The following is a 26,433-nucleotide window of genomic DNA, read 5'->3' as shown; positions in this document are numbered from 1 at the left end:
TGGCGATTTGTGGAATGTTTATGGCGAACCGTACTATACTGATAGTATGAAACTTTCGGAATACGCCGCTAAGAATGGGATCAAGTACAGAGCGGCCTGGAATAGATTTAAAGCCGGCAAGTTAGAAGGGGCGTATATTGACGACTCTGGTCACGTTGTAGTGCCAGACCCACAACACGCTCTAGTACGCAAGGCGGCTGTATATGCGCGGGTATCTACGCACAAACAGAAGGATGACCTCGAGCGCCAAGCGCAACGGACGACCGCATTCGCTAATGCAGCAGGGTTGTCGGTGGTGTCGGTAGTCAAGGAGATCGCATCAGGTGTAAACGACAACCGTCCGAAGTTGACTGCCTTGTTGAAGGACGACTCATGGGGGACACTGGTGGTCGAGCACAAGGATCGTCTGTCAAGGGTGGGGTTCGGCTGGTTCGAGGTTCTACTGGGGTTGCAGGGGCGTCAAATTGTGGTCGCTGACGCTGCTACTGAAGAAAAAGCCGATCTAATGGAGGACTTCGTATCCATCATTTACAGTTTTGCTGCACGTCTTTATGGACTACGGTCTGCTAGACGTCGCACCGACGATGTGATTTCCGCTCTTGAGATTGACCCCGCTCTTGGTGAGCGGCTAATGACTGGTTAAGCTGACGATGATTACGACTCACCGACACGTCACTGCCGCTAACGCTGGCAAGGTTGATACGCTCATAGCCCTGTTCCCCGCATTCCGACGTGCGCTGGGTGGACTAGGGTCGATGACCCGTCGGGAGGTGCTATCGGGGCAACAACTGTCATCATGGCGAGTGATGTCGGGTGATTCCATCACGTTTGACCACCGCCTATCGGCGCGGCAGATGAAGTCAGCTCAGAATATGGTTCATGCCAGCGTCTCTGGATGGCAAGCAAGTCTCGTAGATGAGGTACGCAAGGCTATAACTGGCTCTCAACTTCCGGAGCACCGCAAGACCGTGCTCTATAGGGTGAATGCCCGCCGCGCGTGGTGGGCGAGAGAGTTAGAACTCCCCTGGAAGCGGAGTGATGAAACCGGCGAGTTGGTGCCATGCACATCCAAGGAAGCGGCTAACGACCCTAGCGCCGTACTACTGTCTGTGGCGGACGAAGACATGAAGCTGATACGCCATATTGCAAAGCATGCCCAGCGTTTTCATCGCTACCCTGACCTGCGCAAAGTCGATACTCTGGTGCTAGATTCGATTGTGGCTCACCCAAGTGAGACAGAAAGCGCGTCCCAGTCCGGTGTTGTTGGTTGGTGGGTGCAAGTCGCCACACTTACCAAAGGCAAGCCGGTACGTATCCCGCTAACTCGCAACACTTATTTTGACCGTCAACGCGACAAAGCTATTGCTGCCGGAGGTAAGGTGTGTGGTGCTATTCAATTGCACCTCGTAAGGAACGAGCACCATCATCCGGTAGGTGTGGGCATCTCATTGATGCTGGACACCCCGGATGCGCGACCCCGCACCAGTGGTGTTGACATTGGTGTCGATTTTGGTTTCAGCTCTGCTCTATTCGCCACATCTCAAGGTCAGTTGCTCGGACGGGCGATGCTGGTTAAGTTAAGAGAACTTGACTCAATCCTTGAGCCGTATACCACTGATCTACAAAGACGTGGTATCAGGTTGAAGACCGATCTGGACTTGCTCACCAAATGGGACACTGAACTCCGCTTACCTATGCAGCCTGTAGCGTAGCGGCTTGTTCGAACTGAATCGGCGATAAATAGTCGATGCTCGAGTGCCTACGCTTCCGGTTGTACCACTGAATCCAATCAAAGATTGCGGTTCTTGCCTCCTCTCGTGTGCTAAAGTCGGTTCGGTAGACGAGCTCTTTTTTGAGTGACGCCCACAAAGATTCCGCCATAGCGTTGTCAAAACTTTAACCGGCTAATGGATACATTAGGGAGTTCTCCGCTACGCTTCCGAACCCGGTTAATGCCTCTTAACCTGCTAATCAAGGCGCTCCGTCTCAGTTTTGAAGTGCCTCACGATTAGCCGGTTAAGAGGCAATCCCCGACCGTTCCCATCGATTGGGGCATGCCAGCAAGCCTCAACATCTCCCTGAAGTCGTCACTGGTGTATTGGGACCCGTGGTCCGAGTGGAAAATAGTCGTCGGTAACATCGCCCTGCCCCGAACGGCTTTTGCCTGGTTAAGGGCATCAATGAACACTGGGGTATCCATCGTATCGCTCATCTTGTAACCAAGAATCCTCCTCGAACACGCATCCATAACGGTGACCAGATAGAGCCAGCCCTCCTTGGTTCCGATGTAGGTCAGGTCGCTCACCCAGAGCTTGTCAATCGCGTCAACAGAGAAGTTTCTCTTCACGAGATCATCGCTCTTTCTGGCATGACGATCAGGCCTTGTCGTGATGGTCTTGGCTCGTCCACAGGCTCCCTGGATGCCCAGTTCATCCATGAGACGGCCGACGGTAGCCACCGAGACCTCGATTCCACGACTCCAGAGCTCGCGTGTGAGCCTCGGAGCCCCATAGATGCTCCGATTGGCTTCAAAGGCCTCTAGAACGTGCTTCTTGAGCGTTTCACGGGCCTTACACGCCGTCTCGTAGACTCCTCGCCCCTCGGTGTTCCAGCGGTAGTAGCCAGAGCGTGAGACCTTACACACGTGACAGAGCACTGAGATTGGAAATTCGGCCTTCTGGGCATCGATGAACTGATAGATCAGTTCCCGCCGGTCTCCTTGACCCAGAAGGCCGAAAATCGTTTTAAGATTTCCTTCTCCATTCTGAGCTGCTCATTCTCCTTGCGAAGCCTACGGTTCTCTGCGGCAAGATCCGGGGTTACCCCCGCATCCCGCGCCTCCTTGCGGGCTTTGTCCACCCAGTTCGACAGCGTGGCCTTTGAGATGCCAAGGTCCTCGGCCACCTGCCTCACGGTCAGGTTTCCACTCTCAACGAGTCTAACTGCGTCTTTTTTGAATTCGTCGTCAAATTGTCGACGAGTCTTCTCATTCCTAGTTTTCTGATCTTCCGTTTCTCCCATACCTATATTCTCCTTGTTTTAAGGGAGAACCGTGTCCCGTATCGTGAGTAGTTTCACGGGCTTCATGCGCCGTCTTAGTGGCATCCAATGGTACTGGAGTGGCAAACCCAATGCGATCCACCTGAAGTGCCAGAGGGTCAGACGGAGGCGAGACAAACGCTCATAATCAAAGGTTTCACGTGTGGGGAGCCACGTCATTACAAAGGTCGCAGGGTTGAAAGGGGTACACGTTCCGCTGACACCATAGCCGATTTGGTGGCCTTGTTGGGTTTTTCTGCAAGTCCACAAGGTTAAAACATGTCCTGAACTGGTGGGCCCGGTGGGATTCGAACCCACGACCAAGGGATTATGAGGTGTTCACAAAGTGTCCGAGCTGGTAGTCATAGTGTCCGAGTACGTCTCATGCTTGCAGCTCATCAAGGCGTTTCGGCAAGGGCGGCGAGACAGCCTCGGACCGGGTGGGACGTTCTCGGACACAACTGTTGGGTGAAAAGTTGGGTGCAGTTCAGGAACCACTTCCTCTATCGCAACTAACCCTTCCAACCCAAGCATACGAAGAGGTATGGTGATGCACAGCTATGGCCGTGACTCGCAAACGAAGTGGACCGGGTACGAGGTGCCTTCCACAACCCGGTTATTTCCCGAAGAACGACAGCGCAAATGCCAAGAAAGATGCAGGTACCGCCCACACAGCGTCTCCCACTGTTACCTCGAGAATGTCCCGAGTCGCCAAGATTCCGGTGCCGATAGCCGAATTCCGCAAACCGAGGGCCTCCTGTCTCCACGAATCTGAGACGTACTTTCCCTCAATCGGTGTCATGCGTGTCCCCGAGTCCGCACACTTACCTACGAAATCAACCTCGCTGTTAGCGTTGCGATAATGAGTGATCCAGTCCCCGGAACGAACTGAACCAGGGCGCACTCTCTCATTCCACTGCAGTAGGGCAACGCCAAGCTGCTGCTCGTTCAAGCGCGTGACGTCGACTTGGCTTCGACCGTTAACGAGCTCTGGCAGTTTAGCAACCAGCGGATCAAGAAAGTAAAACTTTCCCTGCTTGCGGAGATCTGCGTTACCCCTGTTATCAGCTCTCGGGTTTCGCCAGATGAGAAATGCACCTGCGAGAGCATCGATACGCTTCATCAGAGTCTCTCGAGCCACCCCAACCTCTTCGGCGAAGCCACTTATGGAAGTGGGACTCGACAATCGGACCCCGATACCGTTGATCACCGCACCTAGGATGACCTCGCTCATTCCACTGGTGATGGCGTCACCTCTCACTACATCCCACAAGGCCTGCCATGTCGGCGCCACAACCTGATTCGTCCGACGCCAATCGCCGACAGCCTTGGGATACCCACCAACTTCAAGGTAGATCTGCCAAGCGGCTACTAAGTCATCGGTATACGGAGCGAGCGTCATCCAAATATCACGAGCCCGATCAGACATCAACTCATCTGCACGAACTCCTGCAACGGATGGTAGGTCAATTGATAAGCTATTACAGAATTCCCCAAAATTCATCGGCAGCAGACATCTATCGGGGTCAGCGGCAGGACCTCTGCGACCTGCAAAAGCTTTGATTGCCTCGTCAAGACCTTGGTTCGTTGAACCGGTGAGTACGACACAATCATCACCGAAGTGAGTGTTATCTCTGAGGTTCTTCAACACCGACCACCACTGCCCACGGCAAGCGGTGACCTCATCGATAAACCAGTATCTCCGCCCGTCACCCACCGAGCTTGTTAAGACTCTCACGACATATTCGTACAGCGTCCCGAGCCGATTAGCCTGCCATCCGTCCACTGTCACACGTATGATCTGTAGTGGATTCACCCCCTGCGCAAGAAGCGCCTGAACAGATCGCTTCACCAGCACGGTTTTGCCAACACGCCGGGGGCCATAGAGCATGTAGAGGCCTCCAAACCGTATGTTCTCTAGAGATAAGGGATAGTAATTAATCTGAGATGCGGCGGCCTCACGCATATCACGGTCGGTCGCTACCCAATGAGGATTTCGCCACCAAGGACTATCTCGGCGCACCGCTTCAGCAACCTGTCCTTCATTTAAGACCATACAAAGTTGTTAGCTTAACCCCCCGGTTTTTGCAGTCACTATCTTCAAAAACCCCAGGGATTTTGTAGTCACAACCTTCCCGACAGAGCTATGTGCACGCGATACAGTACAACAGTCAGCCAATCGACCCCCGAAGCGAACCGGCTCTGGGTTATGCGACGCCGTATCAGGAATAGCCACCTTGTCTGTCAACAAACGTGCGCTGAATCTCCAGGTGGCGTGCGAGACAGTCGGAAGACGATCGGCTTATCATGACGGGAACCGTTCACCCCACAACCCGTTAGGTATGCACTCTGTGACTGATCCTGCAATGCATCTGATAGTTCATCGAGCCCTCGAGGTTCGCAGAACGTTGGATCGGTATTGCCAGGTTGTCCGAAACGACTACGGGGCGTCACTCAAAGATACTGTCTAGGGATTATACCGATTTAGCGTCTTTCTGGCCCATCTTACCTACGGCCGGCTAATGCCTCAACGCTGAAAGGCAACATGAAGTGAGCCCGGTGGGATTTGAACCCAAGACTAAGGGATTATGAGATGTTCACAAAGTGTCCGAGCTGGTAGTCAATTCATCCGAGTACGTCTGATTTTTGCAGCTCATCGAGGTGTTCTGGCAAGGGTGCTGAGATAGCCTCGGACTGGGCGGGACGTGCTCGGAAACAACTGTTGGGTGAAAAGTTGGGTGGATAGCAACTCAACGTGAATCTGGCCCGACGATGCGCATAAGTCTTGGGTGGGCGCCGAAGATCTGTTTACATGAGCCCCGAAAGTCAAGCTTTCCTGGCCTGCCTAGGGTGAGAATCTCCGATGCACCAAGAATCGACTGCGTTCGGATCAGGTCCTATATGCATCACTTCGATGTCGAATGGCAGTGACGATGACGATACCTTGGTCTTCGTCGATGAGATACAGTACCCGATAAGAACCTCGTCTCGCCGACCATACAGGGTCAAGCGGTGGTCGAAGCGGTTTTCCAACCTTTCTTGGCTCAGCGACCAGAACCTCAGTAAGGAAACCAAGGATAGCTACCCCAATCTTGGGTGGCAATGATTCCGCGAGCATTCGCGCTGCCGGAGAGGCAACCTCTAACCGGTATCTTCTCTCGGTCAATCAGTTTCACGCAGCCTGTTCGATTGACGCATCAGTTGCGCAAGCTCGTCAGCGTCTACGACATCGCCAACTTCGACGGCTTGTATGCCCTCGGCATGGGATCGCAGCAACTCGGCATCCGAGAGGACTGCGATCGTCTCACACAATGCGTCGTAGTCATCCGCTCCAAGTAGAACTGCGACACGGTGGCCCTTGCGAGTGATCTCAAAGCGTTCGTGCGTGTTTTCCGCCTCTGTGACGAGTTTCGAGAGTTGAGCACGAGCATCAGCTAATGGCAGAGTAGACATGTACGTAATTCTAGCGTGAAACTGTATTAACCTGTCGAAGCAGAGACTGGTGCTACAAACCTATCCAATACCGAAGAGGACCTCTTGGTGAAGTGGCGAACGCCATGCGATCCACCTGAAGTGCGAGAGGGTCGAGCAGAGTGGAGATGAGACAAGCGCTCACAATCCAGAGGTTGCACGTGTGGGGAGCTTCGTCATTACAAAGGTCGCAGGGCTACAAGGAGCACACGTCTCGTTGTGAACACAGCAACTTTGGGGGCCCTGTTGGGTTTTTCTGCCAGTCCATTGAGTTGACACATGCCCTGACCTGGTGGGCCCGGTGGGATTCGAACCCACGACCAAGGGATTATGAGTCCCCTGCTCTAACCGCTGAGCTACGGGCCCCGAGCTCCGGGGGAGAGACTCGAACTCTCAACCACACGGTTAACAGCCGCGTGCTCTGCCGATTGAGCTACCCCGGAATAGACTACACAATCTAGCAGGCCAATCCAGGCAACCGGCCATGGCGCGCGCCAACGTCCTAACCGTCGCGGAGGACCTCCTTGAGAGCTTGCGTCGACTCATTACGGCGCAGCCGAGAGATCGCGCGTGCCTCCACTTGGCGGACCCTCTCTCTCGAGACGCCAAAGCGATCCGACGCTTGCTCAATAGAGTGCGGCTCCTCTCCGTTGAGTCCGAAACGATACACGAGGATCGCTCGTTCTCGTTCCTCAAGCTGATCGAGGACAAGTTGCACGATTCGCCCAAGATCCTGAGATGTGACGGTCTCCTCAATCGGCGGACTTGACCGATCCGGTACCGCATCACCCAGCACAGCCTCCGAACCGCTATCAGTCGTGGGACTCGCCTCAAGCGATAATACCGATTGTGCGTACATCAGAATTTCCTCAACTCTGAAGAGTTCGAGACCACAAGCATCGGCGACCTCCTCAAGTCGCGGCTCACGACCAAATTTCTGCTGCAGGTCGAGCCGAATCTGCTGAATCCGCTGAAAATCCTGTTGCAGGGATCGCGGCAAACTAATCTCATTGCGGAACTCCCCTATCGCTTGTGAGATGGCTTGTCGTATCCACCAGGTGGCATAGGTCGAGAAACGAAATCCCTTACGGCCGTCATAGAGTTCCACTGCTCGCATCAGACCGATATTGCCCTCTTGGATAAGATCCTCAAGCGGCACGGCCCCTCCGTGCATACGTCGTGCGATGGAGGCGACAAGACGCAAGTTCGATGAGACAAACCGCTCCTTAGCAGCGGCCAAGACCCGTTCTTCCTCGCGGGTGCGCTGATCACGACCTTGGAGCTCTTGCACAATGGCGCTTAACTGAACCTCCTCGTCTCGTGAGAGCAATGCTGCACCCGACAACGAGGCCAAGAAGTCGTCGGCCTCCTTGATCGTGAAACCCGCCCTAATAACCTGCATAGACTCCCTCGCAGCCGCTTGACTATCGCGTCTCCCCTTCGCCGAGGTACGCCTGCTGCTCACCGACTTCGGCGTCGTCGACACAACAGCATCATCATCATCGGTGGTCCCGCTTGCTGGAGCTCGTGATAGAGTGGCATCAGCATCCACGACGCTCATCGGAGGATCCAACTTTTCAGTACTCACCTCGTCAACTACTGGGAATGTCTCCACCGACTTGGACCTGCCAGAAGGTGTCGCTGTTTTCTTATGACCGTCTGTCACCTAGTAATCCTCGAGAACTGGGCGCCTGTTCAGAGGGTTGGCTGAAAGATCTATCTCCACTTCCCCACCGACATGTGAACGCATGGAGACCAACCAATTGATTAGCTCGCCACAAGGCTCCATCCTGGTTCGGTCCCCCTGAAGCTCCTCGATCAAAAGTCGCACCCTCGGGACCTCCGCAATCAACGCGGTCAACTCTCTTGCTGAGACCCGTAAAGAACGCGTCAACTTCGCAAGTTCGAGCTTGGATTCTCGTAGCACGAGTGTGGCTATCACATCAGCACTGTTGTCACTCTCCGGCTGTTCGCTAGCCAGCCGAAAAAAGAGCTGCAGCATCGTCTCGGATGCTACCTCTCCTAGCCGCTGTTGCACCTCCCATAGCGAAGTGGTACCATGAATTGCCTTCACGATCCGTCGGTGTGTGGGGTCACGGAAGAGCTCAGCGACGACAATTCCGTCCAGCCCCGCAGGGTCGTGGACCAAGAGCCGAAGCGCCTCAATCGCAGGTCGGTCCAGCACTACTGCTTCTCCAGCCTGCTCGTCGACGACTCGAGAACGTGCCCCTTTTGGCAGCTGTACCATCAGCTCGTTGACAGAGAAGCCTGTTCGATCAGCGATCAGAGCCACGTACTCTCCACGAATCAGGTGGTTGGGATGCCGCTCAATCATCGCGATCGCCTGCTTCGCCACACGTGAACGATCCTCGGTGGAGCCGAGATCCCCGCTTCCCAACAGACGCTCAAGTCGAAAACGGGTGATCGGGACAGCGCGACGAAGGGACTCCTCCACCAGGCCCGGATCCTTCACCGCTGCATCGGCCGGATCGAGATTATCCGGAAGCGTGACCACGTCAAAGACCACACCACGACTCTCCTCCTCACCCCAGAGACGCTCGGCAGCGTTCTGTCCAGCGGCATCTGCATCAAAAAAGAGGGTGATGCGACGCGCAAAACGTCGCAAGACATCGAGATGCTCCTCCGAGAAGGCGGTGCCACAGGTTGCCACCACATTGGAAATCCCGATCTGATCGAGCGCGATAACATCGGTGTAGCCCTCACAGACAATCACCACACCCTTCTCCACGATTGCGGAACGCGCTCGGTCCAAGTTATAAAGGGTGCGCCGCTTACGATAGACCGGTGATTCCGATGAGTTCTTGTACTTCGCCGCCTTGCCATCGAGTCGTTCCAACTCCTCAGGAAGAATCCGCCCACCAAAGGCGACTACCCGGCCGGTCGTATCTCTGATGGGAAAAACAATCCGGCCATGCATGTGATCGACGAGCGTGCCCTGCTGGTCACGGTAACCGAAACCACCTTCCTCCCAATCACCCAACTCGATACCAAGACGCGCGAAGGGCAGTTGCACCCGCATGGGAGAGAGCCCAATCCCAAAGGCACGAATGGACTCCGGAGAGATCCCGCGCTTATCGAGATAGGCACGAGCTGCCTCGCCACGAAGCGGATCACCAAGCTGTGCCTGATACCACTGCGCGAGTCGCTCATACCCGTCATAGAGTCGGGTTTTGACGTTACGATCCGTCGGCGTACTCGTCGCCTGCTCGATCGTCACATGTGCACGATCTGCAAGGTACTCGAGCGCATCGACAAAATCGATCCCTTGGGTCTCCCGGACAAAGGTGATGGCATCACCTTTGGCATGGCAACCAAAACAGTAATAGACGCCGTCCTCGCCGTTGACCGAGAAGGAACCCGATCGTTCTTGGTGGAAGGGACACAATCCTACGTAGCGGCGACCGACACGCTTGAGCGCCACCGAAGCACCGATGAGGGTAACGATATCGGTAGCATCCAGGACACGCCGAATATCAAGCTCAGAGTAGCCCACTCTACGAGCTCCTTCCTCACGTACTTCCTTCTATAGGCTAGCACCCTCGCGGATCAGTGACTGAGCAACAGCAAGGCGCGCAATCGGCACCCGATACGGGGAACAACTCACATAGTCGAGCCCGATCTTGACAAAACTGGCAATTGAATCAGGATCACCACCGTGCTCGCCGCAGACACCTAGCTTGATATCAGGCCTCGTCGATCGTCCCCGCTTCGCTGCGATGTTGACAAGCTCAATGACCCCTTCGGCGTCGACCACCTTAAAGGGGTTAGAGGGAAGCAATCCCTGGGCAAGATAGATCGGCATCAACTTACCCTCCACGTCATCCCTAGAGAAACCATAGGTCAACTGCGTGAGATCATTGGTGCCAAACGAGAAGAACTCAGCGATCTCAGCGATCTCCATCGCCAAAAGTGCCGCCCGTGGTGTCTCGATCATCGTTCCAAAGAGCACATCGAGCCCGTCATCAGCACCGAGTTCTGCCAGCGCCACCTCCACCCACGCGTGGGCATAGGCTAGTTCTGCCTTGGAGATCGTCAAGGGGATCATCACCTCGACGTGTGGCTCACCACCTGAGCGCTTCAGGTCCATTGCCGCCTCGAGCAGTGCGCGCACCTGCATCGTGTACAGCCCTGGCTTGAGTACCCCCAGGCGCACACCTCGCACACCCAGCATAGGGTTGAACTCTCGCCATGTCTTGGCTGCCTCTAGAAGTTTTGCATCCTCCTCGGTCAACGTCTGATTGCTCTCCTTGATAAGGAGCGCATCGATATCTGGCAAGAACTCATGGAGTGGCGGATCAAGGAGTCGCACCGTTACCGGCAGACCATCCATGGCACGCAAAATTTGGAGGAAGTCCTCCCGTTGGGCCACGCGAAGTTCTTCAAGCGCCCGCTCCTCATCAGCCGGGGTGTCTGCCAAGATCATTCGACGAACGATGGGCAATCGGTCCTCAGCAAGAAACATGTGTTCAGTGCGACAAAGACCAATACCCTTGGCACCAAAGCGGCGAGCTACCTCAGCATCGGGGCCCGAATCCGCATTCGCCCGTACGCTCATATGGCCAGCAGAGAGCTGGTCAGCCCACTCGAGGAGGAGCTCGAGCTCCTGCGGTGGCTCAGCTGCCTCAAGTGGCAGTCGTCCAAGCGTTACCGTCCCCGTTGAACCATCGATCGAGATCTCATCTCCTTCGTGCAGCTCAACGTCCTCAATCTTTGCAAAGCCATTTTCGAAGATCAGTTGATCGGCACCCACGACAGCAGGTTTTCCCCAACCTCGAGCAACCACGGCGGCGTGCGAAACCAAACCTCCACGGCTCGTCAGGATGCCATTAGCGGCCAACATGCCGTGGACGTCATCAGGCGAGGTCTCCTTGCGTACCAAGATGACCTCCTCACCCCGTTCGTGGGCACGCACTGCATCATCAGAGGTAAAGTACACCTTCCCCACTGCCGCTCCGGGAGAGGCTCCAAGACCAGTCGTGAGGACCTCGAACTTCGTGGTCGCGAACTGTGGGTGTAACATCTGGTCAAGATGATCAGGAGAGATGCGCAACAGCGCTTCCTCACGGGTCAGCTTGATCCCGGTATCGCTCGTCATGGCCACCGCCATACGCAAAGCCGCGATACCGGTTCGCTTGCCGACTCGTGTCTGTAGCATCCAAAGCTTGCCCTGTTCGACGGTGAACTCCACGTCACACATATCTCGATAGTGCAACTCAAGGCGTTCGAAGATATCCATGAGCTCATGGAACACCTCAGGGAAATGGGTCTCCAACTCTGCGAGCGGTTCAGTTATGCGGACACCGGCGACAACGTCCTCTCCCTGGGCATTCACTAAAAAGTCGCCATAAACGCCTTGTTCTCCAGTTGCGGGGTCGCGGGTGAAGCCGACACCCGTTCCGGAGTTATCATCCCGATTACCAAAGACCATCGCTTGGACATTGACCGCCGTTCCAAGACGATGGTCGATACCCTCCCGTTCACGATAGGCGATCGCTCGCGGTCCGTTCCACGAACCAAAAACCGCCTCAATGGCGCCTCGAATCTGCACCTTTGGATCCTGAGGGAATGGGCTTCCGGTCTCCTGAGCAACAATCTCCTTATAGGCGCCAACCAGGTACCGGAGCAGCTCCGCTGGAATCTCACCATCGGAGTCGACCCCCGATAACTCCTTGGCGGCATCAAGCAATCGATCAAACTCGTCCGATTCAATACCTTGCACAATTCGGGCATACATCGCGATAAAACGGCGATAGGAGTCGTAGGCGAACCGAGGATCGTTGGTCAGTGCTGCCAAACCCTCCACGGAGACATCATTGAGCCCAAGGTTTAGCACCGTATCCATCATCCCTGGCATGGAGAACTGCGCTCCCGATCGCACCGACACTAGCAGCGGATCGCCTGGATCACCGAGACGCTTGCCCATTAGCTCCTCGAGTTCGGCCAGTGCGCGGTCAACTTCGACCGTCAGTCCGTCTGGCCAACCCTCGTCGATATACGCACGACACGCGTCAGTCGAGATGGTAAAGCCATGCGGTACTGGAAGTTTCAGCACCGAGGTCATCTCCGCCAAATTGGCACCCTTACCTCCAAGCAAGTGCTTGAGATTCATCGGTGCTACCTCATGGGGATAATCGAATGAGAACACAAACTGCACGGTCGTCTCCTTACCATCTGCCTGCCCTGGAAGCGCGACGATCGGGCTGTTCTCCCTCCGCCTGATCGCTCCAGTCTGTCCCTGCCCGCTTGTGGCGGTTTCTTACCTGTCAGCGACGTTGCCGAGGTATGCCAAGAGTATAGCCAGATACCCCGACCACCTAACCAAAGGGTGTGGCGACAGGGCGAGCCGTGGAGTCCAGCCGTTCCTGAAGATAGCGCGTAACCTCAGTCATTGGAATACGCACTTGCTCAGTCGTATCACGATCTCGTACCGTCACCGCCTTGTCATCGAGGGTATCGAAATCAACGGTGACACAGAATGGCGTACCGATCTCATCCTGTCGGCGATAGCGACGTCCAATCGACTGGGTCACATCAAAATCACAACTGAACGCACTAGCTAAGCTCGCGAAGACTGCATCTGCTGCCCCCTGGAGTTCAGGCTTTCGTGACAATGGCAACACCGCAACCGTATACGGAGCAAGGAAGGGCGACAAGCGCAAGACGGTACGTTCCTCGCCGCCTACCTCGTCTCGGTCGAAGGCTGAGAGCAAGAAGGCCATCATCGCTCGCGTCACCCCTCCGGCGGGTTCGATGACGTTGGGCAGATAGCGCTCATTGGTCTGCGGGTCGAAGTAGGTCATATCCGTGCCAGAATGCGTCGCATGGGCGTTGAGATCGTAGCTTCCACGATTCGCAATCCCCTCAAGTTCGCCAAAGCCCCACGGAAACCGATACTCAATGTCGACGGTGCCCTTCGAGTAGTGAGAAAGCTCATCGGGATCATGTGGTCGTAAGCGCAGCTCGTCTGCTGGAATCCCAAGGGTACGGTACCATTCGTAACGCTCTGTGGTCCAATACTGGAAGTATCGGTCAGCGAGTTCCGGCGGGGTAAAGAACTCCATCTCCATCTGATCAAATTCGCGCGTTCGAAAGACAAAGTTGCCGGGAGTGATCTCATTGCGGAATGACTTACCGAGTTGGGCGATCCCAAAAGGTGGCTTGAGCCGAAGCGCTCGCTGCACCAACGGAAAATTCACAAACATTCCTTGCGCGGTCTCGGGCCGTAGGTAGGCTACCGAGGCATCATCGGCGACAGGACCGACAAAGGTCCGAAACATCAGATTAAAGTCACGCGCCTCGGTGAGATCCGTAGATCCACAACTAGGGCATACGCCCTCGATCTGGTCCTCTCTCCACCGTGAACCGCACGTGCGACAATCGACAAGTGGATCCGTGAAACCCGCTAAGTGCCCCGAAGCCTCCCAGATCTTTGGGCTCGATAGTATGGCCGCTTCGATCCCCACCACGTTCGGACGCTGCTGGACCATGAAGTTCCACCACGCTTCGCGGACGTTGCGCAGCATGAGCGCTCCAAGCGGTCCGTAGTCATAGGTCGATCGGAATCCACCATAGATCTCGGCCGAGGGAAAGATAAACCCCCGTTGTTTTGCGAGGCTGACAATGGCTTCCATTCGATCAAGATCAGGCATATCGGGATTGTAGTAGGAGGAGCCTCCCCAACTGGTTATCGAGGCTTAGGAAGGCTGATTTTGGGTGGCCTGGGGCTCGAGCAGGGAGGCTACCACACCGGTGGAACGCAGACCTCTACCTACCACCTCCTTGACCAATCGAATAGCAAACGCTTCAAACTCCCGCCCACCTCGAGCGTCCTTGTCGGTGAGTACCTCACTGACACGATGGGCGAGAATCGATGCCGCCTTCGCCAAGATCTCGGATCCAACAGGTTCCCCACCACAGCCAGAACATCTAGGAGCAGAACTAGCGAAGTCAAAAGCTGCGAAAGAACCAGGGGCACCACAGAGTCCGCACACGGTGAGGTTCGGGGCATAACCCTCGATATCGAGTAGTCGTACCAGCAGCGCACCCAACAAGAATGGGCCAGGTTCATCCCCCATGAGGCGTAGGCCACGGTTCATCAGCTCGTAGATAACCGGATCGGGATGCCGATCAAGGGTGAGACTGTCGATCGCCTCAAGCCACTCCAATGCCGAGCCAAATTGGCTCGGCTCAACCCCGACGCGAGCGAGATGCGCCTGCACGAGTGACGCCTGTTGGATGACGTCCAACTCCCGTCCGCGATAGAGCAGCAGATCGAGCTCGCTGGTCGGCTGGATTAAACCTGAGATACGACTCTTAGCACTCCGCACCCCCTTAGCGACCGCCCGAACCTTACCGTGTTCGCGGGTAAAGAGAGTCACAATTCGATCTGACTCTCCGAGTGGCCAGGTGCGGATCACCACGGCTCGATCTGTGTAGGACTTCATCGATTACGAAAGCGCTGCCGACGCCCGCCAAGCACCAACAGGCCGATCAGCACCACCACGAGAATCATCAAACTCCCAAGTTGTGCCGCGCCACCTCGAATGGCGGCGACCGCCAGAAACAGCAACCCAAGACCGATCAACCATGCCAGAATCCGCGCGATCACATACACTATCTTCATCGACGACGTGGCTCCTTCACTCCCCCGTAACGGCGTGAACGCCCTTGGTAGAGACGCACCGCCTCAAACAGGTGTTCTCGACGAAAGTCAGGCCAATACTCGTCTACAAAGACAAGCTCTGAATAGGCCAACTGCCAGAGCAAAAAGTTCGAGATACGATACTCGCCCGAGGTACGGACCACAAGGTCCGGATCCGGCATCTCCGGCTGGTACAGATAGCTGGCGATGAGAGCATCGTTAACCTGGCTGGGACGATAACCCGCAGCCACAATCGACTGTACCGCATCGACGATCTCCGCTCGCCCACCATAGTTAAAGGCCATCGTCAGGGTGAGCGTCGAGTTCGCTTGGGTGAGCTCCTCCGCCCGATCCATTTCGCGCAGAACCGAGCGTGGCACCCTCCAGTTTCGTCTTCCAATGAAGCGAACCCGCACACCGAGGTCGTTCAACTCGTCCCGCCGTCGACGAAGGAGGCCTCGGTTAAAATTCATTAAGAAACGTACTTCATCACTAGGTCGTCGCCAGTTCTCCGTTGAAAACGCATAGACGGTGAGCCAAGAGATCCCTAGATCAAGCGCGCCATACACCGTATCAAGCAGAGCCTCTTCCCCCGCCGCGTGCCCCTCAGTACGTGGGAGACCAAACTGCTCAGCCCAACGGCCGTTCCCGTCCATCACGCACCCTACATGGACAGGAATCTTGGTCGGATCGATGCCCTCGATCATGGGTCTCGCCGGAGCCGTGATCGTAGATGCTGCTGCATCGGTTGGCCGACCGCCTCCATCCAAAACTCCACGTCCAGCACATCCCCCTCAAGAAGAAAGATCCGTCTCGTGGCCGCAACTGGTTTCGAGGTCGGGGTATGTCCTACCTGAGTCGAGTCCAACGCGAGGCGATAGCCAGCAGCGCGGTCCTCGATCCACCCGGTTAGCACCTCACTGATGCCGGTCGGTTGTGCAACCACAAGCTCTGCTTGGCGTTCTCCCACGAACCGTAGGTAACCGACTTCTGTATGTAATGGTGAGCCATCACTGGCCTTAGTCATCTGTCGATAGGTCAAAAAAGGTCGGCCAAGATCAGCCACCTCGACCGTCTCATGGAAGTCAAAATCAGCGATGGTCGGGTACCAACCCGCTCCCTCGCCGCTCCAACGACCTATCATTGCACTGCGAAACTCCATGGCCCTCCGAAACGTACTCCTCATCGAGCAACGCACTCCCTCATCGAGCTTAGCGCCACCATGCTCTACAGAGGAACTCTTCTCCTTTCCACAACCAAGGCCAGCGACGCCGTCGGCTGGGTCGCCGGGCTACGGGCAATGGCGCCTTCGAGTACTCCGATACCCGATCCTCATGACCCTGGGTCGCCGCCCATCAAACAGCCTCAGCACACAGGGCTGATCGACCTTGCCAGATACGCCAACCTCGCCTTGAGCAAGGAGTTGACAGGACCACGATAGTGATCGATACCGGCGCACCATAGCGTCCGGCGTTGGCGCACTATAGCGTCCGGCGTTGGCGCACTATAGCGATCTACGAAAAACCAAGAGGATGGCAACCCCCTTGGGGCCTCATGGCCGCTCCCGACACATCCTCTCGGTCTCAAGCTGTGGCATTTCAAGCGCTTAGATCGCTAGGGAATCGGTCCTTTGTCCGTGAGCTGTAGGCCAAAAGACCCCAGGTTCCTTTCCGGCGTGAGCACTAACATTACAAATAGTTGTCATGTTACTCCAGCATCGCTATCACAGGAAGGATCACTATCAAGATGGCTCAGACAAACACCCCCGTAACCCATACCCCCCACGATTGGTTAGCTCGGACCTTGCCCGGTCCGCTAGAGCACGAACGGGAACGTTGGTACACCCCAGAGCGCTCCGTCCGCAACATCCATTGGATCCGCTTCCTACTGGTCTTAGTCGCACTGGCGGACGCTGCTGCTCACATCTTCGCCGCACCAGCGAAATCCGCTGAAGTAACCCTCTGGCTTGACGGAGAGGTCGTGATCTACGCGCTGATCGCCATGATCTACCTGCTAGGCCTGCGGATGTGGTATCTACCTGCGCTTGCGTATAGCGCGCTCAACCTCATCCTCTTCTTCGTCTCAGGTTTCGTCGCCATTCCTGGCGTCACGACCGCTGCCCTCACTGGTCATCTCGCCTTTGCTCACTACTACTTTGGTCGCGGATTCTCGTTAGGTGCCTGGATCGTCCTCCTCGTTGTCGGAGCCGTGATGCTCAAAGTCGACAAAGGCTCGAAACTCAACGAATTGCTGCGAGATTCATAGGAGTCGCAACGACCGGTCAGCTCGTTCCTGGTCGTGGACCCGAGCCGCCACTGAAAGCTGGTCGGTTACCAACTCTCTATCTTACACACCAACCACCTACCGGTTTGGCGTCAAGCTCAAGCGGTCATCCCAAACGATAGGTAGTGCACCTGTCAGCTGGAGGCAGCCTGGCTGTACCGTTCCTCATGCCCTGCCGTCAGGCTAGGGCACACAACGTGATCAAAACTCGAATTCGTCAAGGCGACTGGCATCTCGGCTCCACTCCTTGGCGACCTTGACCTCAAGTCGGACCCGATATCTCCCTCGAAGCCGTCGATTGACACGGCGTCGCACCGAGCGGAGCCGAGCTCCTCCCTCACCGATGAGTATCCCCTTTTGAGAGTCCCGCTCGACGTAGATCGTGACCGGTACCTCATCTTCATCATCATCCCAATCCACCACCCGGCACTCGACAGAGTGGGGGACCTCATCTCGCAGGCCATTCAAGAGTTCATCACGGACGACCTCGCCAAGCCAGATGCGCAGCGGCAGATCGACCTTGGTCTCTGCGTCGTACATCGCCTCTCCCTCGGGGAGGCGTTGCGAGAGCGCTTGGCGCAACGCGACAACGCCGTCGCCACGCTTTGCCGACGCTAACAGATATTCGCTAAGATCCCATCGCGATAGCTCATCTAGCTTGGGCAAAAGCACACCCGGAGCTACGAGGTCAATCTTGTTAATGACCACCAAATCCTCGGGGTGAAGCCGATCAAGTATCGCGCGCTCGCGGTCGCTCAACGGCTTCGTTGCATCGAGCACCATCAGCGTGAGATCGGCACCGTCCATCTCACCCTCGGTGACGGCAAAGAGACGGGCAGCCAGTTGGTCATGGCCAACGTCGAGCCCCGGAGTATCGACCAAGACCATCTCGATTTCGGGTTCACGAACGATTACCCGCACCGCTCGACGTGTCGTGTTTTTGTGCCATGACACCGTCGAAAGCTGGGCAGCTGCAATGGAGTTGATGAGTGAAGACTTGCCAACATTTGTACGGCCAACGATTGCAACAAATCCTGACTGCATCAGTTAGCCTCTCCGGTCCTGTCAGGATCGGCCAGGGGCGCAATTGTAACGGTGGCGACGCGATGGCCCGTCACATGAAGGACTCGAAATCGATACCCCGCCACCTCGACCTCCTCGCCAGCCGCTGGCAAATGTCCCAGTTGACCCACGATAAATCCACCAACGGTATCCCATCCCCCTTCAGGCAAGGTCACATGCAAGAGCTCCTCGATGTCGTCGATGGCATGGGTGCCCTTGACCTGAATTCCTCCATCAGCGCCCGCTACCACCGCCTCATCCTCGGTATCAAACTCATCCGAGATGTCGCCGATCAACTCCTCGATCAGGTCCTCTAGCGTAACGAGACCCGCCGTTGAGCCGTACTCGTCGACCACCACGCTGATGTGGAACTTCTCCAGCTTCATCTCCCGGAGAAGATCGGCAACCGGCTTACTCTCCGGAACAAAGTGCGCCGGACGCATGTGTCTGCGCACCGCCTCATGGCCAGCGTCCTTACGCTCGATCGCGAGCAGATCCTTCGCGAGCAGAATCCCGACCACGTTATCGATCGATCCGTCATAGACCGGCAATCGTGAGCGCCCAACCTTGACGATCACAGCGATCGCTTCATCGATCGTCGCTGTCGCCTCTACGGCGACGATATCGGGTCGAGGCACCATCACTTCCCGAGTGATCGTATCGCCGAAATTGATCACTGAGTGGATGAGTGCGCGCTCCTCATCCTCGATGACGTCACCCTCCTCTGCAGCATCAGCCATCGCGAGCAGCTCCTGTTCGGAGACGAAGGACGTGATGGAACCTCTACCAGGCGTCAGGAGCCGCGAAAGTCGTGCCACCCCGGAGGCGATCACCTTAATGGGCCAGAACTTGACCAACACCGAGACCAACGGTGCCGCAAAAAGCGCACTCTCGTCCGGGCGGACCACTGCGATGTTCTTTGGCACCGCCTCCCCAAGAACAAAAATTACCAGTACCTCAACAATGGTGGCAACGACCACTCCAAGAGGTCCAAAGAGATGGTCAGCGATGATACCGACCAGCGTGGCGGCGACGAGCTGAGCAACGAGGGTCACGAATAGTACAGTGCTGAGGTAGGAACCTGGGTCCTCCACCATTGCGGCAAGTCGCTTGGCTCCCCGGCGTTCCTGTTCCACCAGCCCAAGGGCACGAATCTTCGAGGTTCGCGTCAAAGAAGTCTCTGCTAGAGACATGATCGCAGATAGCAATACCAGAAAAATAACGACAACCAGCGACCAGGTGTCTTCAGTGTTCATCGGCCGACCTACTCACGCCCCCGACCGAGACGCGCAACTTTCAAAGGGCGGTAGAACTGTTCCAACAACGCATCCTCTCGTGCCTCCATCAGCTCCGCTTCGGCATCAATCTCGTGATCCATGCCTCGAAGATGCAACACACCATGGACAAGCAGCAACGCCAACTCATCCTCAAGTGTACCGTCATGGCCCCGTTCACCCTGGTGCTGGGGTGCGTTCTCCGCAGCGATCAAGGGGCAGATCACAATGTCGCCCAACAGGGCCGGGCGCTCCGGCTGCGGCGAGGTCGGACTTGGCCTCCGTGAGTCAGGAGATCCTCCAAAGGGCGGTTCATCCTCCTCAATCACAAAGGAAAGGACGTCAGTTGGCCCGTTCATCGCGCGAAACTCAAGGTTCATCGATGCGATCACATCACGGTCCACGAAGAGAACCGAGAGCTCGGCCGGCCGGACCTTATATTCATGGGTGGCGATCTCCTTGGCCAACGTATAGAACAAGTCCTCGGCTATCGGGACGTCGTCCTGTTCATTAGCGACAAAGATCTCTAACTCACTACTCACGATCGATTTGCCTCCGCCTCACTTCGATCATAGGCGTCAACGATCGCCGTAACAATCGGGTTGCGAACCACATCCCTCGAGTCCAGACGAACAAAGGCCACACCCTCGATACCAGAGAGTGTCCGCTCCACGTCGAACAGTCCGGAACGGCCACTCGTCAAGTCGACTTGGGTCACGTCACCGGTCACGACCGCCTTGGAACCAAATCCGATACGAGTGAGAAACATCTTCATCTGGCCAGGTGTCGTGTTCTGAGCCTCGTCGAGGATGATAAAGCTCGCGTTAAGCGTCCTACCGCGCATGAAAGCAAGGGGGGCGACCTCAATCACCTGTCGCTCGAACAGTCGGGTGACCGTCTCGGGATCCATCAAGTCATAGAGGGCATCGTACAGCGGACGCAGATACGGATCGACCTTCGCATTGAGATCACCGGGCAGGAATCCTAACCGCTCCCCCGCCTCAACCGCAGGGCGGGTCAAAATGATGCGATTGATACGCTTCTCCTGTAACGCCGCGACCGCGAGTGCTACCGCGAGGTAGGACTTCCCAGTACCAGCAGGCCCGATCCCAAAGGTGATCGTATTGGCTCCGATAGCCTCCACGTACCTGCGTTGCCCGATCGTCTTGGGGCGCACTGGCTTACCAGAGCGCGAACGCGCAAGCTCGACATCAGTGACATCCTTTGGGCTCGCCTCGGCCTCGACCATATCGATAGCCCGTTGGAGTGTCTGGGGTTCGATCGCATCACCGCGGTCAGCAATAGCCAAAAGCTCCGAAAAGAGTCGGATGACCACCGTCGCGTCCGGCCCCTCCACCATGATTTCATCTCCACGGATAAGGATGCGCGAGCGGGTAAATGCGCGCTCAAGAATCCGTAAATGCTCGTCATTACGCCCAAGGACGTTCAAAAGGGCCGGTGGGCTCGTGACCCGCAAACGGCCCGTCATCGATGCCACACTCATATTGGCACTCGACATCGTCAAGTTATCCTCACTCTCTCATCCACCATTGCGCTACACTCACGGTGTTGGGTATCATCTGCTTACTCTCTGCTGACCAATCGTAGATACTCGGTGCTCGTTTGGTGATGTCCGCCTCCATCATCGCTCGGTGCTCGTCTAGGCGACGCTTGGGGATCGGCAAACGCCACCGCCTCATCCTGGCTCCTGCGCCTTCTCGAACAAGAGCCAGAACTCCTCGACCCGTGTGGGCGGCTGCGATACGACCGAACAGGTGGCAGGACACTACCCTGGTCATCCAAGACCGAGTCAAGTGGTCGAATCAATTGAGCGATGGCTAAGGAATGGACTCCAAGGAAACGCCTGCAGAGCAGGCAACTGATACGACCAATGAGGTCACCTCGAAACTGATGCATGCACTCGATGAGATCGCCACCGAACTCACTTTCGCCGAGGAGTTCCGACGTCACCAGCAGGCCTTGCGACGCCTCGAGACAAGCAGCTTTACCGAACTGCTCAGCTATCAACACACTGTCCGATTGACAATCGGATTGCAACAACTCCAAGGGAGAATTACCGCCTACGGTACTGATGCGCTCAGGCTGCTCACCGAGGGCAGTCGGGCCCATCTCATCAGTCCGTCTGCAATCACATCGGTCCAATTCCTCACTATACGCACCGAAGCAGCCGCCGAACTTCGTTCGTTCCTGACTGAACTCGAACGCATCACCAATGGAGGAAACTGTCTGTTGACGGACATCTTCGGTCATCGACACGCACTCGAACGACTGATTACCATTGCTGAGGACTACCTGTACTACAGGAGCCACGGAGCCATCCCCACCGCACTACGGCTTTCATGCATTGCTCTGGTCAGTCCGGAACTCCCGGTCTCGTAAAACGCATCGTACCTACCACACTAGCATCTCGGGCGCCATTTCATCAGCGCTTTGGTCGCAATTATCGGAACCCTCTACCCGAGCAACTCCCAGGCATCGGCAGCTGTCTTCTGCCTCACCTCGCGCCCATTCATTACGCACCCTACCCAGTCGATGAGGTTCCTTATCCGATTCGGCTCCTTGCGCTCGGTAAGCTGAGCGATGCCTCTTATGCCCACGGGTGAGCTAGCGATGTTGCATCCCAACTGGCATGACATGCAGACAGACTCAAAGTCAACGCGAGCCGCCAAGGCTCAGGGTTCAGGCTGCCTCCATGCTTGGACAACGACAACCACCGCGCTGGTTGGTCAGTAGTTGCCGCGAGCGAGCGCGCAGACTACGACAAAGCTACCATCACGGGGGGTACGCGCCCAGCCCGTTGGTCGAGACCACCCCCCCGGCAATGATGGTGAGTCTCTGTGCCCCAGTTCATTCTACGGTCGCTCGCACTATTCGGGTGAGCACCAGGAACCCCAATTGGAGGCTAGCCCGATCCCCAGCACACCGGCTTGGATTCGCATGAAGCCGACACCTGGTGTGGTGACCATGCAGTACTGAGTTACCGGTTGTCTGAACTGTTCCTTGGGATGGTTCTTCCTTGGGATGGCCACTGGAAAAGCATCGTGTAACGATGTTGTGGGTCCCTTGGGGTGCGGGCCTACCTGCAACGTTGTCGAGCAAGGCGAACCATCTGCGAAGGGCATCCCACGATGGCCAAGCGCTTAGGAACCCTCACTCCGTAGGCTGGCATCGACCTCGTCAAATTGGTAAAGATGACGAAGATCCCCCGGCGCAATACGGCTGCGTTCAACATAGTCATCAAGATCACCATGACGCAAGCGTATATTACGCCCAATCTGATAGCCCGTCAGCTGACCCTCGTCGATCAACCGATAGAGCGTACGCAGCGACACACCCAGTCGCTCCGCCGCCTCCTTGGAACTCAACCACTTGCTGTCTACCACAAAGTTCCTCCATCTATCATTGTTTATCATAGTTCACCAGAGGATGACTTGACACGTCAGCGACCGGACCGCTAAGCTCCCGTACTGCAAGGATGCACCAGCATCGCCAACGGATTGGTACATGCGCATGCCTCCCCTCCCAAGGAGGGAGACCATGCCGCCACCTATACCCAAGGCGATGCGTCAAGAGCCAGGGAGGGACGATGCGATCGATCAGTACACCTACACGCAGTGATGACCCCAAGTGGTCCCTTAAGCGCAAACGCCTACGAAGCACCCGACGCATCGAACCAGCAAGGCTGCGTTTCGTTGGGCTTGTCACCATGTTGGCGATCGCTGTCGCTACGCTCGGTGCCTCATTGGTGCACGAGGAACAACAGCCCCGTACTGCCTGGGTTCCCGTCGCAAAGATCGCCGTCCCCGCAGGAGCAGCCCTCCTTCCACAAGATCTCGAACTTCGTAAGACGGTGGTACCGAGTTGGCTTACCGATGCCGTTCCCCATGATCCAACTACCTTGATCGGAGAGGTGACAACCACCAATATCACCCCCGATGAGATCGTCGAAACCTCGATGGTCGTCCGGTCTCGTCCATCTCGCCCGTTACCGCTCATCACGGTCTCGGTACCGACTTCGTCCGTTGGCACAAGTCTGATCCAACCCGGTGATCGTGTCGATGTCATCGCCACCTACACGGCGGCGAGCGGAATTGCCTCATCCCAAGTGCTCGCCGTAGATCTGGAGATCCATGCGCTGAGTACCAACAACGGTACCTACCTCATCACCGTTGGCGTCGCACACATCGAGACCGCTCTCGCGATCTACCAGGCGGAACAAACCGGCAAGATCGCAATCATTGGCGCTACCGGGGTTGTGGGACACACAACGCTGCAGAGCTATCCGCCGATCGGTGGCCCCCATGTCCCATAGGCCACTCCTAGTCGTCATCGAAGAGGATGGAGTTGCCTCCACGACGCTCGCCCACCTTGCCCCTCACGCCCACGATCTCCGAATCCGTTGCCTTGATTCCCCACAGCCACTCACAGACCTCTGCGGAGGTGGACTTGTCATCACCTCCTTGCCCTTAGAGAACCGCTGGCAAACGCTCACTTCATCAGTGGCCTTGACGCTCGACCCCTCAACCCTCGTTCAGATGGCCCACCAGGCCACAGCGCAGGCGCAGGCCCCGCATCGAGCATCATCGACTCGAACCAGCACAACCACTCCAGGCATGCAGAACAGTCTCGACGAAGTTGGCCGCGCCGAGGCGCAGTCCAGTGGTGCTGTCACAGAATGGACACCGAGTCCACCAGTCTCACCGACCCCCGATGCCGGAATGCCACCAGTACAGTGCCCACCTCCAACCTCAGCGCCGATGACCGCGCCCAATCCGGTCTCACTAGCGGACGGCGCGGTCACCGATATCCCCCCCAACCTCGCTCGTTCCCCCCGACGATCCGAGCAGATCCCGCCTCACCCAGGGGAGGTTGGCGCGCCCGGCTTCTCTGGCCAAGAACCCATCCGCGGTTGCTACTTCATTCCGGTTCTGGGCATCGACCCGGGCCTGACCGCCCAACTCAGCTGCGTATTCGCACAGCTCTTCGCCGAACTGCATGAGACGATCTTGATCGACTTTGTTACCGGAGGACTCCAACGATTTCTCCACGACCTGCCATTGGAGGCTCCTTCGATCGACCACCTTGCCCATGCAGCAGCTCCAACATCCATCGCAGCATTCACCCAAATGATTGCACAGCGGGGCTACCGTCTCCTCCCCCAACCCCTGACACCGCGAACCGCCCATGAACTCGATGCCGATCGACTCGAACGACTCCTTCAGCTCTTCGGCGAAAGTGCGGCAACCATCGTCGCCCCGCTTGGGGCATCGTCGTACAACGTCGAAAACGGCTACCAGGCCGAAGGGGTTGATCTTCTCGCGCAGAACCTGCTACACCAAGCCTCGACGCTGGTGCTTACCGCAACGGGAGGCCTCACCTCCACCTATCAGCTCATCAATCTTGTTCGCCAAACCACCAGTGCTCTACCTACGATCCGCGAACTCATGATTGTGATCACAGGAACCCGAGAGGAGTTGCGCCGCGGGCACAACCTTCATCAACTCCTCAAGGAAGCGATTCCCGAGCGTCTCTCTCGCATCGTCACGCTCGAGATCGTGATGCTCGGCACCGTCGCGCTCGACGACTTTCATGAAGACGTCCTCCCATTTCCATCAGGACTGCTCCGGCCGTTGCGTCCCTTTGCCAAAAGGGCTACCCAGTTGCCGCCGACCAACCCGGGCCTGCAGGCTCCAATCGTCACTCACCCGTTCTACGAACGGGTGGATCCCCTGCTGGACTTCTTTGCCAAGGCCAAAGATTAATGCGCAACGCGCACGATATGGTCACCCTCAAGCGACCAGTCACCCTCCTGGGTCAGATAGGTGATCGTGGCAAGCGTCGACGCCCTCGCCGACCAAGCAACGATCGGATCCTCAATCGCGCCATAGATCGCGGTGACAAGGTCCACGACCGCGCGATCACCGCCCTCGAGGAGTCGGCGGACCTGGTCGACTCGCTCGAGTCGGTGGGCTCGATAGTACGCGATAACCCGTCGACCCAGGTCTGCGTCCATCACCGGTCCGTGCCCCGGTGCAATCATGGCGAACTCCGCCACCTCCACCGTCGCCAAGGATCGAAGGAATTGTCCAAGCGAACCATCTGGATGCAGAATCGCTGTCGTGCCACGCCCCAGGAGATGGTCACCACTCAGCAATACACCGTCAGCACTGAGATAGCTCACCGAGTCCGCACTATGTCCTGGCGTCGCCAAAACCCTGACCCCACAGGCCGTCACTACTCGCTGGGCCAACGCCGAATCGACGATCTCCGACGCCGTGAGCAACGGCACGCCGAATTCTTCAGCGGCTCGAGGGCCAAGAGCCGCATGATCAAGATGGGCATGGGTCGTGATAACCGCTCGTACGGCAAGTTGGCGAGCCTCGATGAGCACCCTGATCGCCCGCAGATGTTCCTCCATGTCAGGACCCGGATCGACCACGACTGCCTGCGATCGGTCGGGACCGCTCACAAGGTAGGTATTGGTGCCGTCCAACGTCATCGGCGATGGGTTAGGAGCAAGAATACGAACGACACCTTGACTGACCTCGAAAGGCCCCGGCACTACCGGTGGAGCCATGGGATCACGAGGGTCCTGTGCGCTCATCTGCACCACCGCCATTC

General features: G+C 56.7%; 26 protein-coding genes, 2 tRNA genes and 1 pseudogene. 6 read left to right on the top strand and 23 right to left on the bottom strand.

Annotated elements, in window-relative coordinates:
* The first annotated feature begins 46 nt into the window (after window positions 1-46).
* Together M7Q83_RS08515 and M7Q83_RS08510 are read left to right on the top strand one after the other, a co-directional pair.
* Window positions 47-643 (top strand): IS607 family transposase, encoded by a 597-nt coding sequence (locus M7Q83_RS08515; protein ID WP_298337425.1) that lies wholly within the window; start codon window positions 47-49, stop codon window positions 641-643.
* Window positions 644-854: 211 nt separating this feature from the next.
* Complete coding sequence (locus M7Q83_RS08510; RefSeq protein WP_298337407.1) at window positions 855-1,712, top strand: hypothetical protein; 858 nt, start codon at window positions 855-857, stop codon at window positions 1,710-1,712.
* Here M7Q83_RS08510 and M7Q83_RS08505 read toward each other — a convergent pair.
* From M7Q83_RS08505 to M7Q83_RS08435, 16 genes and pseudogenes are all read right to left on the bottom strand, one after another.
* Window positions 1,693-1,893 (bottom strand): annotated as a pseudogene (locus tag M7Q83_RS08505) (IS3 family transposase); the annotation flags it as partial. The gene M7Q83_RS08510 and the pseudogene M7Q83_RS08505 overlap by 20 nt on opposite strands.
* Window positions 1,894-2,008: 115 nt before the next feature.
* Window positions 2,009-2,656, bottom strand: coding sequence for an IS3 family transposase (locus M7Q83_RS08500; protein ID WP_298337404.1), 648 nt, complete (start codon window positions 2,654-2,656; stop codon window positions 2,009-2,011).
* 44 nt (window positions 2,657-2,700) lie between these two features.
* Complete coding sequence (locus M7Q83_RS08495) at window positions 2,701-3,021, bottom strand: transposase (protein ID WP_298337401.1); 321 nt, start codon at window positions 3,019-3,021, stop codon at window positions 2,701-2,703.
* A gap of 634 nt (window positions 3,022-3,655) precedes the next feature.
* The gene (locus tag M7Q83_RS08490) at window positions 3,656-5,095 is read right to left on the bottom strand and encodes an AAA family ATPase (protein ID WP_298337398.1); all 1,440 of its coding nucleotides are present in this window, start codon (window positions 5,093-5,095) and stop codon (window positions 3,656-3,658) included.
* 834 nt (window positions 5,096-5,929) lie between these two features.
* On the bottom strand, window positions 5,930-6,157 hold the full coding sequence (locus M7Q83_RS14265) for a type II toxin-antitoxin system RelE/ParE family toxin (protein ID WP_366526389.1): 228 nt from the start codon (window positions 6,155-6,157) through the stop codon (window positions 5,930-5,932).
* Window positions 6,158-6,201: 44 nt separating this feature from the next.
* Window positions 6,202-6,492 (bottom strand): type II toxin-antitoxin system Phd/YefM family antitoxin, encoded by a 291-nt coding sequence (locus M7Q83_RS08485; protein WP_298337395.1) that lies wholly within the window; start codon window positions 6,490-6,492, stop codon window positions 6,202-6,204.
* A 308-nt stretch (window positions 6,493-6,800) separates the two neighbouring features.
* Window positions 6,801-6,876, bottom strand: a tRNA-Ile gene (locus M7Q83_RS08480).
* 4 nt (window positions 6,877-6,880) lie between these two features.
* A tRNA-Asn gene (locus M7Q83_RS08475) sits at window positions 6,881-6,953 on the bottom strand.
* A gap of 59 nt (window positions 6,954-7,012) precedes the next feature.
* Window positions 7,013-8,071: a sigma-70 family RNA polymerase sigma factor gene (locus tag M7Q83_RS08470; RefSeq protein ID WP_298337392.1), complete on the bottom strand. Its 1,059-nt coding sequence runs from the start codon at window positions 8,069-8,071 to the stop codon at window positions 7,013-7,015.
* Between the two features lie 105 nt (window positions 8,072-8,176).
* Window positions 8,177-10,024, bottom strand: coding sequence for a DNA primase (gene dnaG, locus M7Q83_RS08465; RefSeq protein WP_298337389.1), 1,848 nt, complete (start codon window positions 10,022-10,024; stop codon window positions 8,177-8,179).
* A gap of 30 nt (window positions 10,025-10,054) precedes the next feature.
* Complete coding sequence (gene ppdK, locus M7Q83_RS08460) at window positions 10,055-12,685, bottom strand: pyruvate, phosphate dikinase (RefSeq protein WP_298337386.1); 2,631 nt, start codon at window positions 12,683-12,685, stop codon at window positions 10,055-10,057.
* A 160-nt stretch (window positions 12,686-12,845) separates the two neighbouring features.
* Window positions 12,846-14,180, bottom strand: coding sequence for a glycine--tRNA ligase (locus tag M7Q83_RS08455; protein WP_298337383.1), 1,335 nt, complete (start codon window positions 14,178-14,180; stop codon window positions 12,846-12,848).
* A 45-nt stretch (window positions 14,181-14,225) separates the two neighbouring features.
* On the bottom strand, window positions 14,226-14,975 hold the full coding sequence (recO, locus tag M7Q83_RS08450; protein ID WP_298337380.1) for a DNA repair protein RecO: 750 nt from the start codon (window positions 14,973-14,975) through the stop codon (window positions 14,226-14,228).
* On the bottom strand, window positions 14,972-15,154 hold the full coding sequence (locus tag M7Q83_RS08445) for a hypothetical protein (protein WP_298337377.1): 183 nt from the start codon (window positions 15,152-15,154) through the stop codon (window positions 14,972-14,974). Before M7Q83_RS08445 ends, recO begins: the two co-directional genes overlap by 4 nt.
* The gene (uppS, locus tag M7Q83_RS08440) at window positions 15,151-15,879 is read right to left on the bottom strand and encodes a polyprenyl diphosphate synthase (protein WP_298337375.1); all 729 of its coding nucleotides are present in this window, start codon (window positions 15,877-15,879) and stop codon (window positions 15,151-15,153) included. Before uppS ends, M7Q83_RS08445 begins: the two co-directional genes overlap by 4 nt.
* Window positions 15,876-16,358 (bottom strand): FABP family protein, encoded by a 483-nt coding sequence (locus tag M7Q83_RS08435; RefSeq protein ID WP_298337372.1) that lies wholly within the window; start codon window positions 16,356-16,358, stop codon window positions 15,876-15,878. Before M7Q83_RS08435 ends, uppS begins: the two co-directional genes overlap by 4 nt.
* A gap of 560 nt (window positions 16,359-16,918) precedes the next feature.
* Between M7Q83_RS08435 and M7Q83_RS08430 the strand changes: the two genes are divergently transcribed.
* Window positions 16,919-17,437, top strand: a complete 519-nt coding sequence (locus tag M7Q83_RS08430; RefSeq protein WP_298337370.1) for a hypothetical protein — start codon at window positions 16,919-16,921, stop codon at window positions 17,435-17,437.
* A 219-nt stretch (window positions 17,438-17,656) separates the two neighbouring features.
* Here M7Q83_RS08430 and era read toward each other — a convergent pair whose 3' ends face one another.
* The 5 genes from era to M7Q83_RS08405 are packed head-to-tail and all read right to left on the bottom strand — an operon-like array spanning window position 17,657 to window position 21,491.
* The gene (gene era, locus M7Q83_RS08425; protein ID WP_298337368.1) at window positions 17,657-18,499 is read right to left on the bottom strand and encodes a GTPase Era; all 843 of its coding nucleotides are present in this window, start codon (window positions 18,497-18,499) and stop codon (window positions 17,657-17,659) included.
* Window positions 18,499-19,773, bottom strand: a complete 1,275-nt coding sequence (locus M7Q83_RS08420; RefSeq protein ID WP_298337365.1) for a hemolysin family protein — start codon at window positions 19,771-19,773, stop codon at window positions 18,499-18,501. The genes era and M7Q83_RS08420 overlap by 1 nt, the downstream gene beginning before the upstream one ends.
* A gap of 8 nt (window positions 19,774-19,781) precedes the next feature.
* Complete coding sequence (gene ybeY / locus M7Q83_RS08415) at window positions 19,782-20,333, bottom strand: rRNA maturation RNase YbeY (RefSeq protein WP_298337362.1); 552 nt, start codon at window positions 20,331-20,333, stop codon at window positions 19,782-19,784.
* Entirely contained in the window at window positions 20,330-21,310 is a 981-nt protein-coding gene (locus M7Q83_RS08410) for a PhoH family protein (protein WP_298337359.1), read from the bottom strand. Before M7Q83_RS08410 ends, ybeY begins: the two co-directional genes overlap by 4 nt.
* A 13-nt stretch (window positions 21,311-21,323) precedes the next feature.
* Window positions 21,324-21,491 carry a hypothetical protein gene (locus M7Q83_RS08405; RefSeq protein ID WP_298337356.1) on the bottom strand — a complete coding sequence of 56 codons (168 nt, stop codon included), beginning with the start codon at window positions 21,489-21,491 and terminating at the stop codon, window positions 21,324-21,326.
* A gap of 145 nt (window positions 21,492-21,636) precedes the next feature.
* Between M7Q83_RS08405 and M7Q83_RS08400 the strand changes: the two genes are divergently transcribed.
* Window positions 21,637-22,191, top strand: a complete 555-nt coding sequence (locus M7Q83_RS08400; protein WP_298337353.1) for a hypothetical protein — start codon at window positions 21,637-21,639, stop codon at window positions 22,189-22,191.
* 761 nt (window positions 22,192-22,952) lie between these two features.
* On the opposite strand, the gene M7Q83_RS08395 is transcribed toward M7Q83_RS08400, so the two are convergent.
* Window positions 22,953-23,195, bottom strand: a complete 243-nt coding sequence (locus tag M7Q83_RS08395; protein WP_298337350.1) for a helix-turn-helix domain-containing protein — start codon at window positions 23,193-23,195, stop codon at window positions 22,953-22,955.
* Between the two features lie 203 nt (window positions 23,196-23,398).
* Between M7Q83_RS08395 and M7Q83_RS08390 the strand changes: the two genes are divergently transcribed.
* Both M7Q83_RS08390 and M7Q83_RS08385 read left to right on the top strand, forming a co-directional pair.
* Window positions 23,399-24,124 (top strand): SAF domain-containing protein, encoded by a 726-nt coding sequence (locus M7Q83_RS08390; RefSeq protein ID WP_298337348.1) that lies wholly within the window; start codon window positions 23,399-23,401, stop codon window positions 24,122-24,124.
* On the top strand, window positions 24,114-25,574 hold the full coding sequence (locus M7Q83_RS08385) for a hypothetical protein (RefSeq protein ID WP_298337345.1): 1,461 nt from the start codon (window positions 24,114-24,116) through the stop codon (window positions 25,572-25,574). The genes M7Q83_RS08390 and M7Q83_RS08385 overlap by 11 nt, the downstream gene beginning before the upstream one ends.
* On the opposite strand, the gene M7Q83_RS08380 is transcribed toward M7Q83_RS08385, so the two are convergent.
* The gene (locus M7Q83_RS08380; RefSeq protein ID WP_298337342.1) at window positions 25,571-26,431 is read right to left on the bottom strand and encodes an MBL fold metallo-hydrolase; all 861 of its coding nucleotides are present in this window, start codon (window positions 26,429-26,431) and stop codon (window positions 25,571-25,573) included. The two genes, M7Q83_RS08385 and M7Q83_RS08380, sit on opposite strands and share 4 nt — an antisense overlap.
* Window positions 26,432-26,433: the final 2 nt, after the last annotated feature.

The sequence above is a fragment of the Ferrimicrobium sp. genome, from assembly GCF_027364955.1.
Taxonomy (GTDB): Bacteria; Actinomycetota; Acidimicrobiia; order Acidimicrobiales; family Acidimicrobiaceae; genus Ferrimicrobium.
Note: the sequence above shows the minus strand (reverse complement) of the source record. Positions and strands in the feature narration are given on the sequence as shown.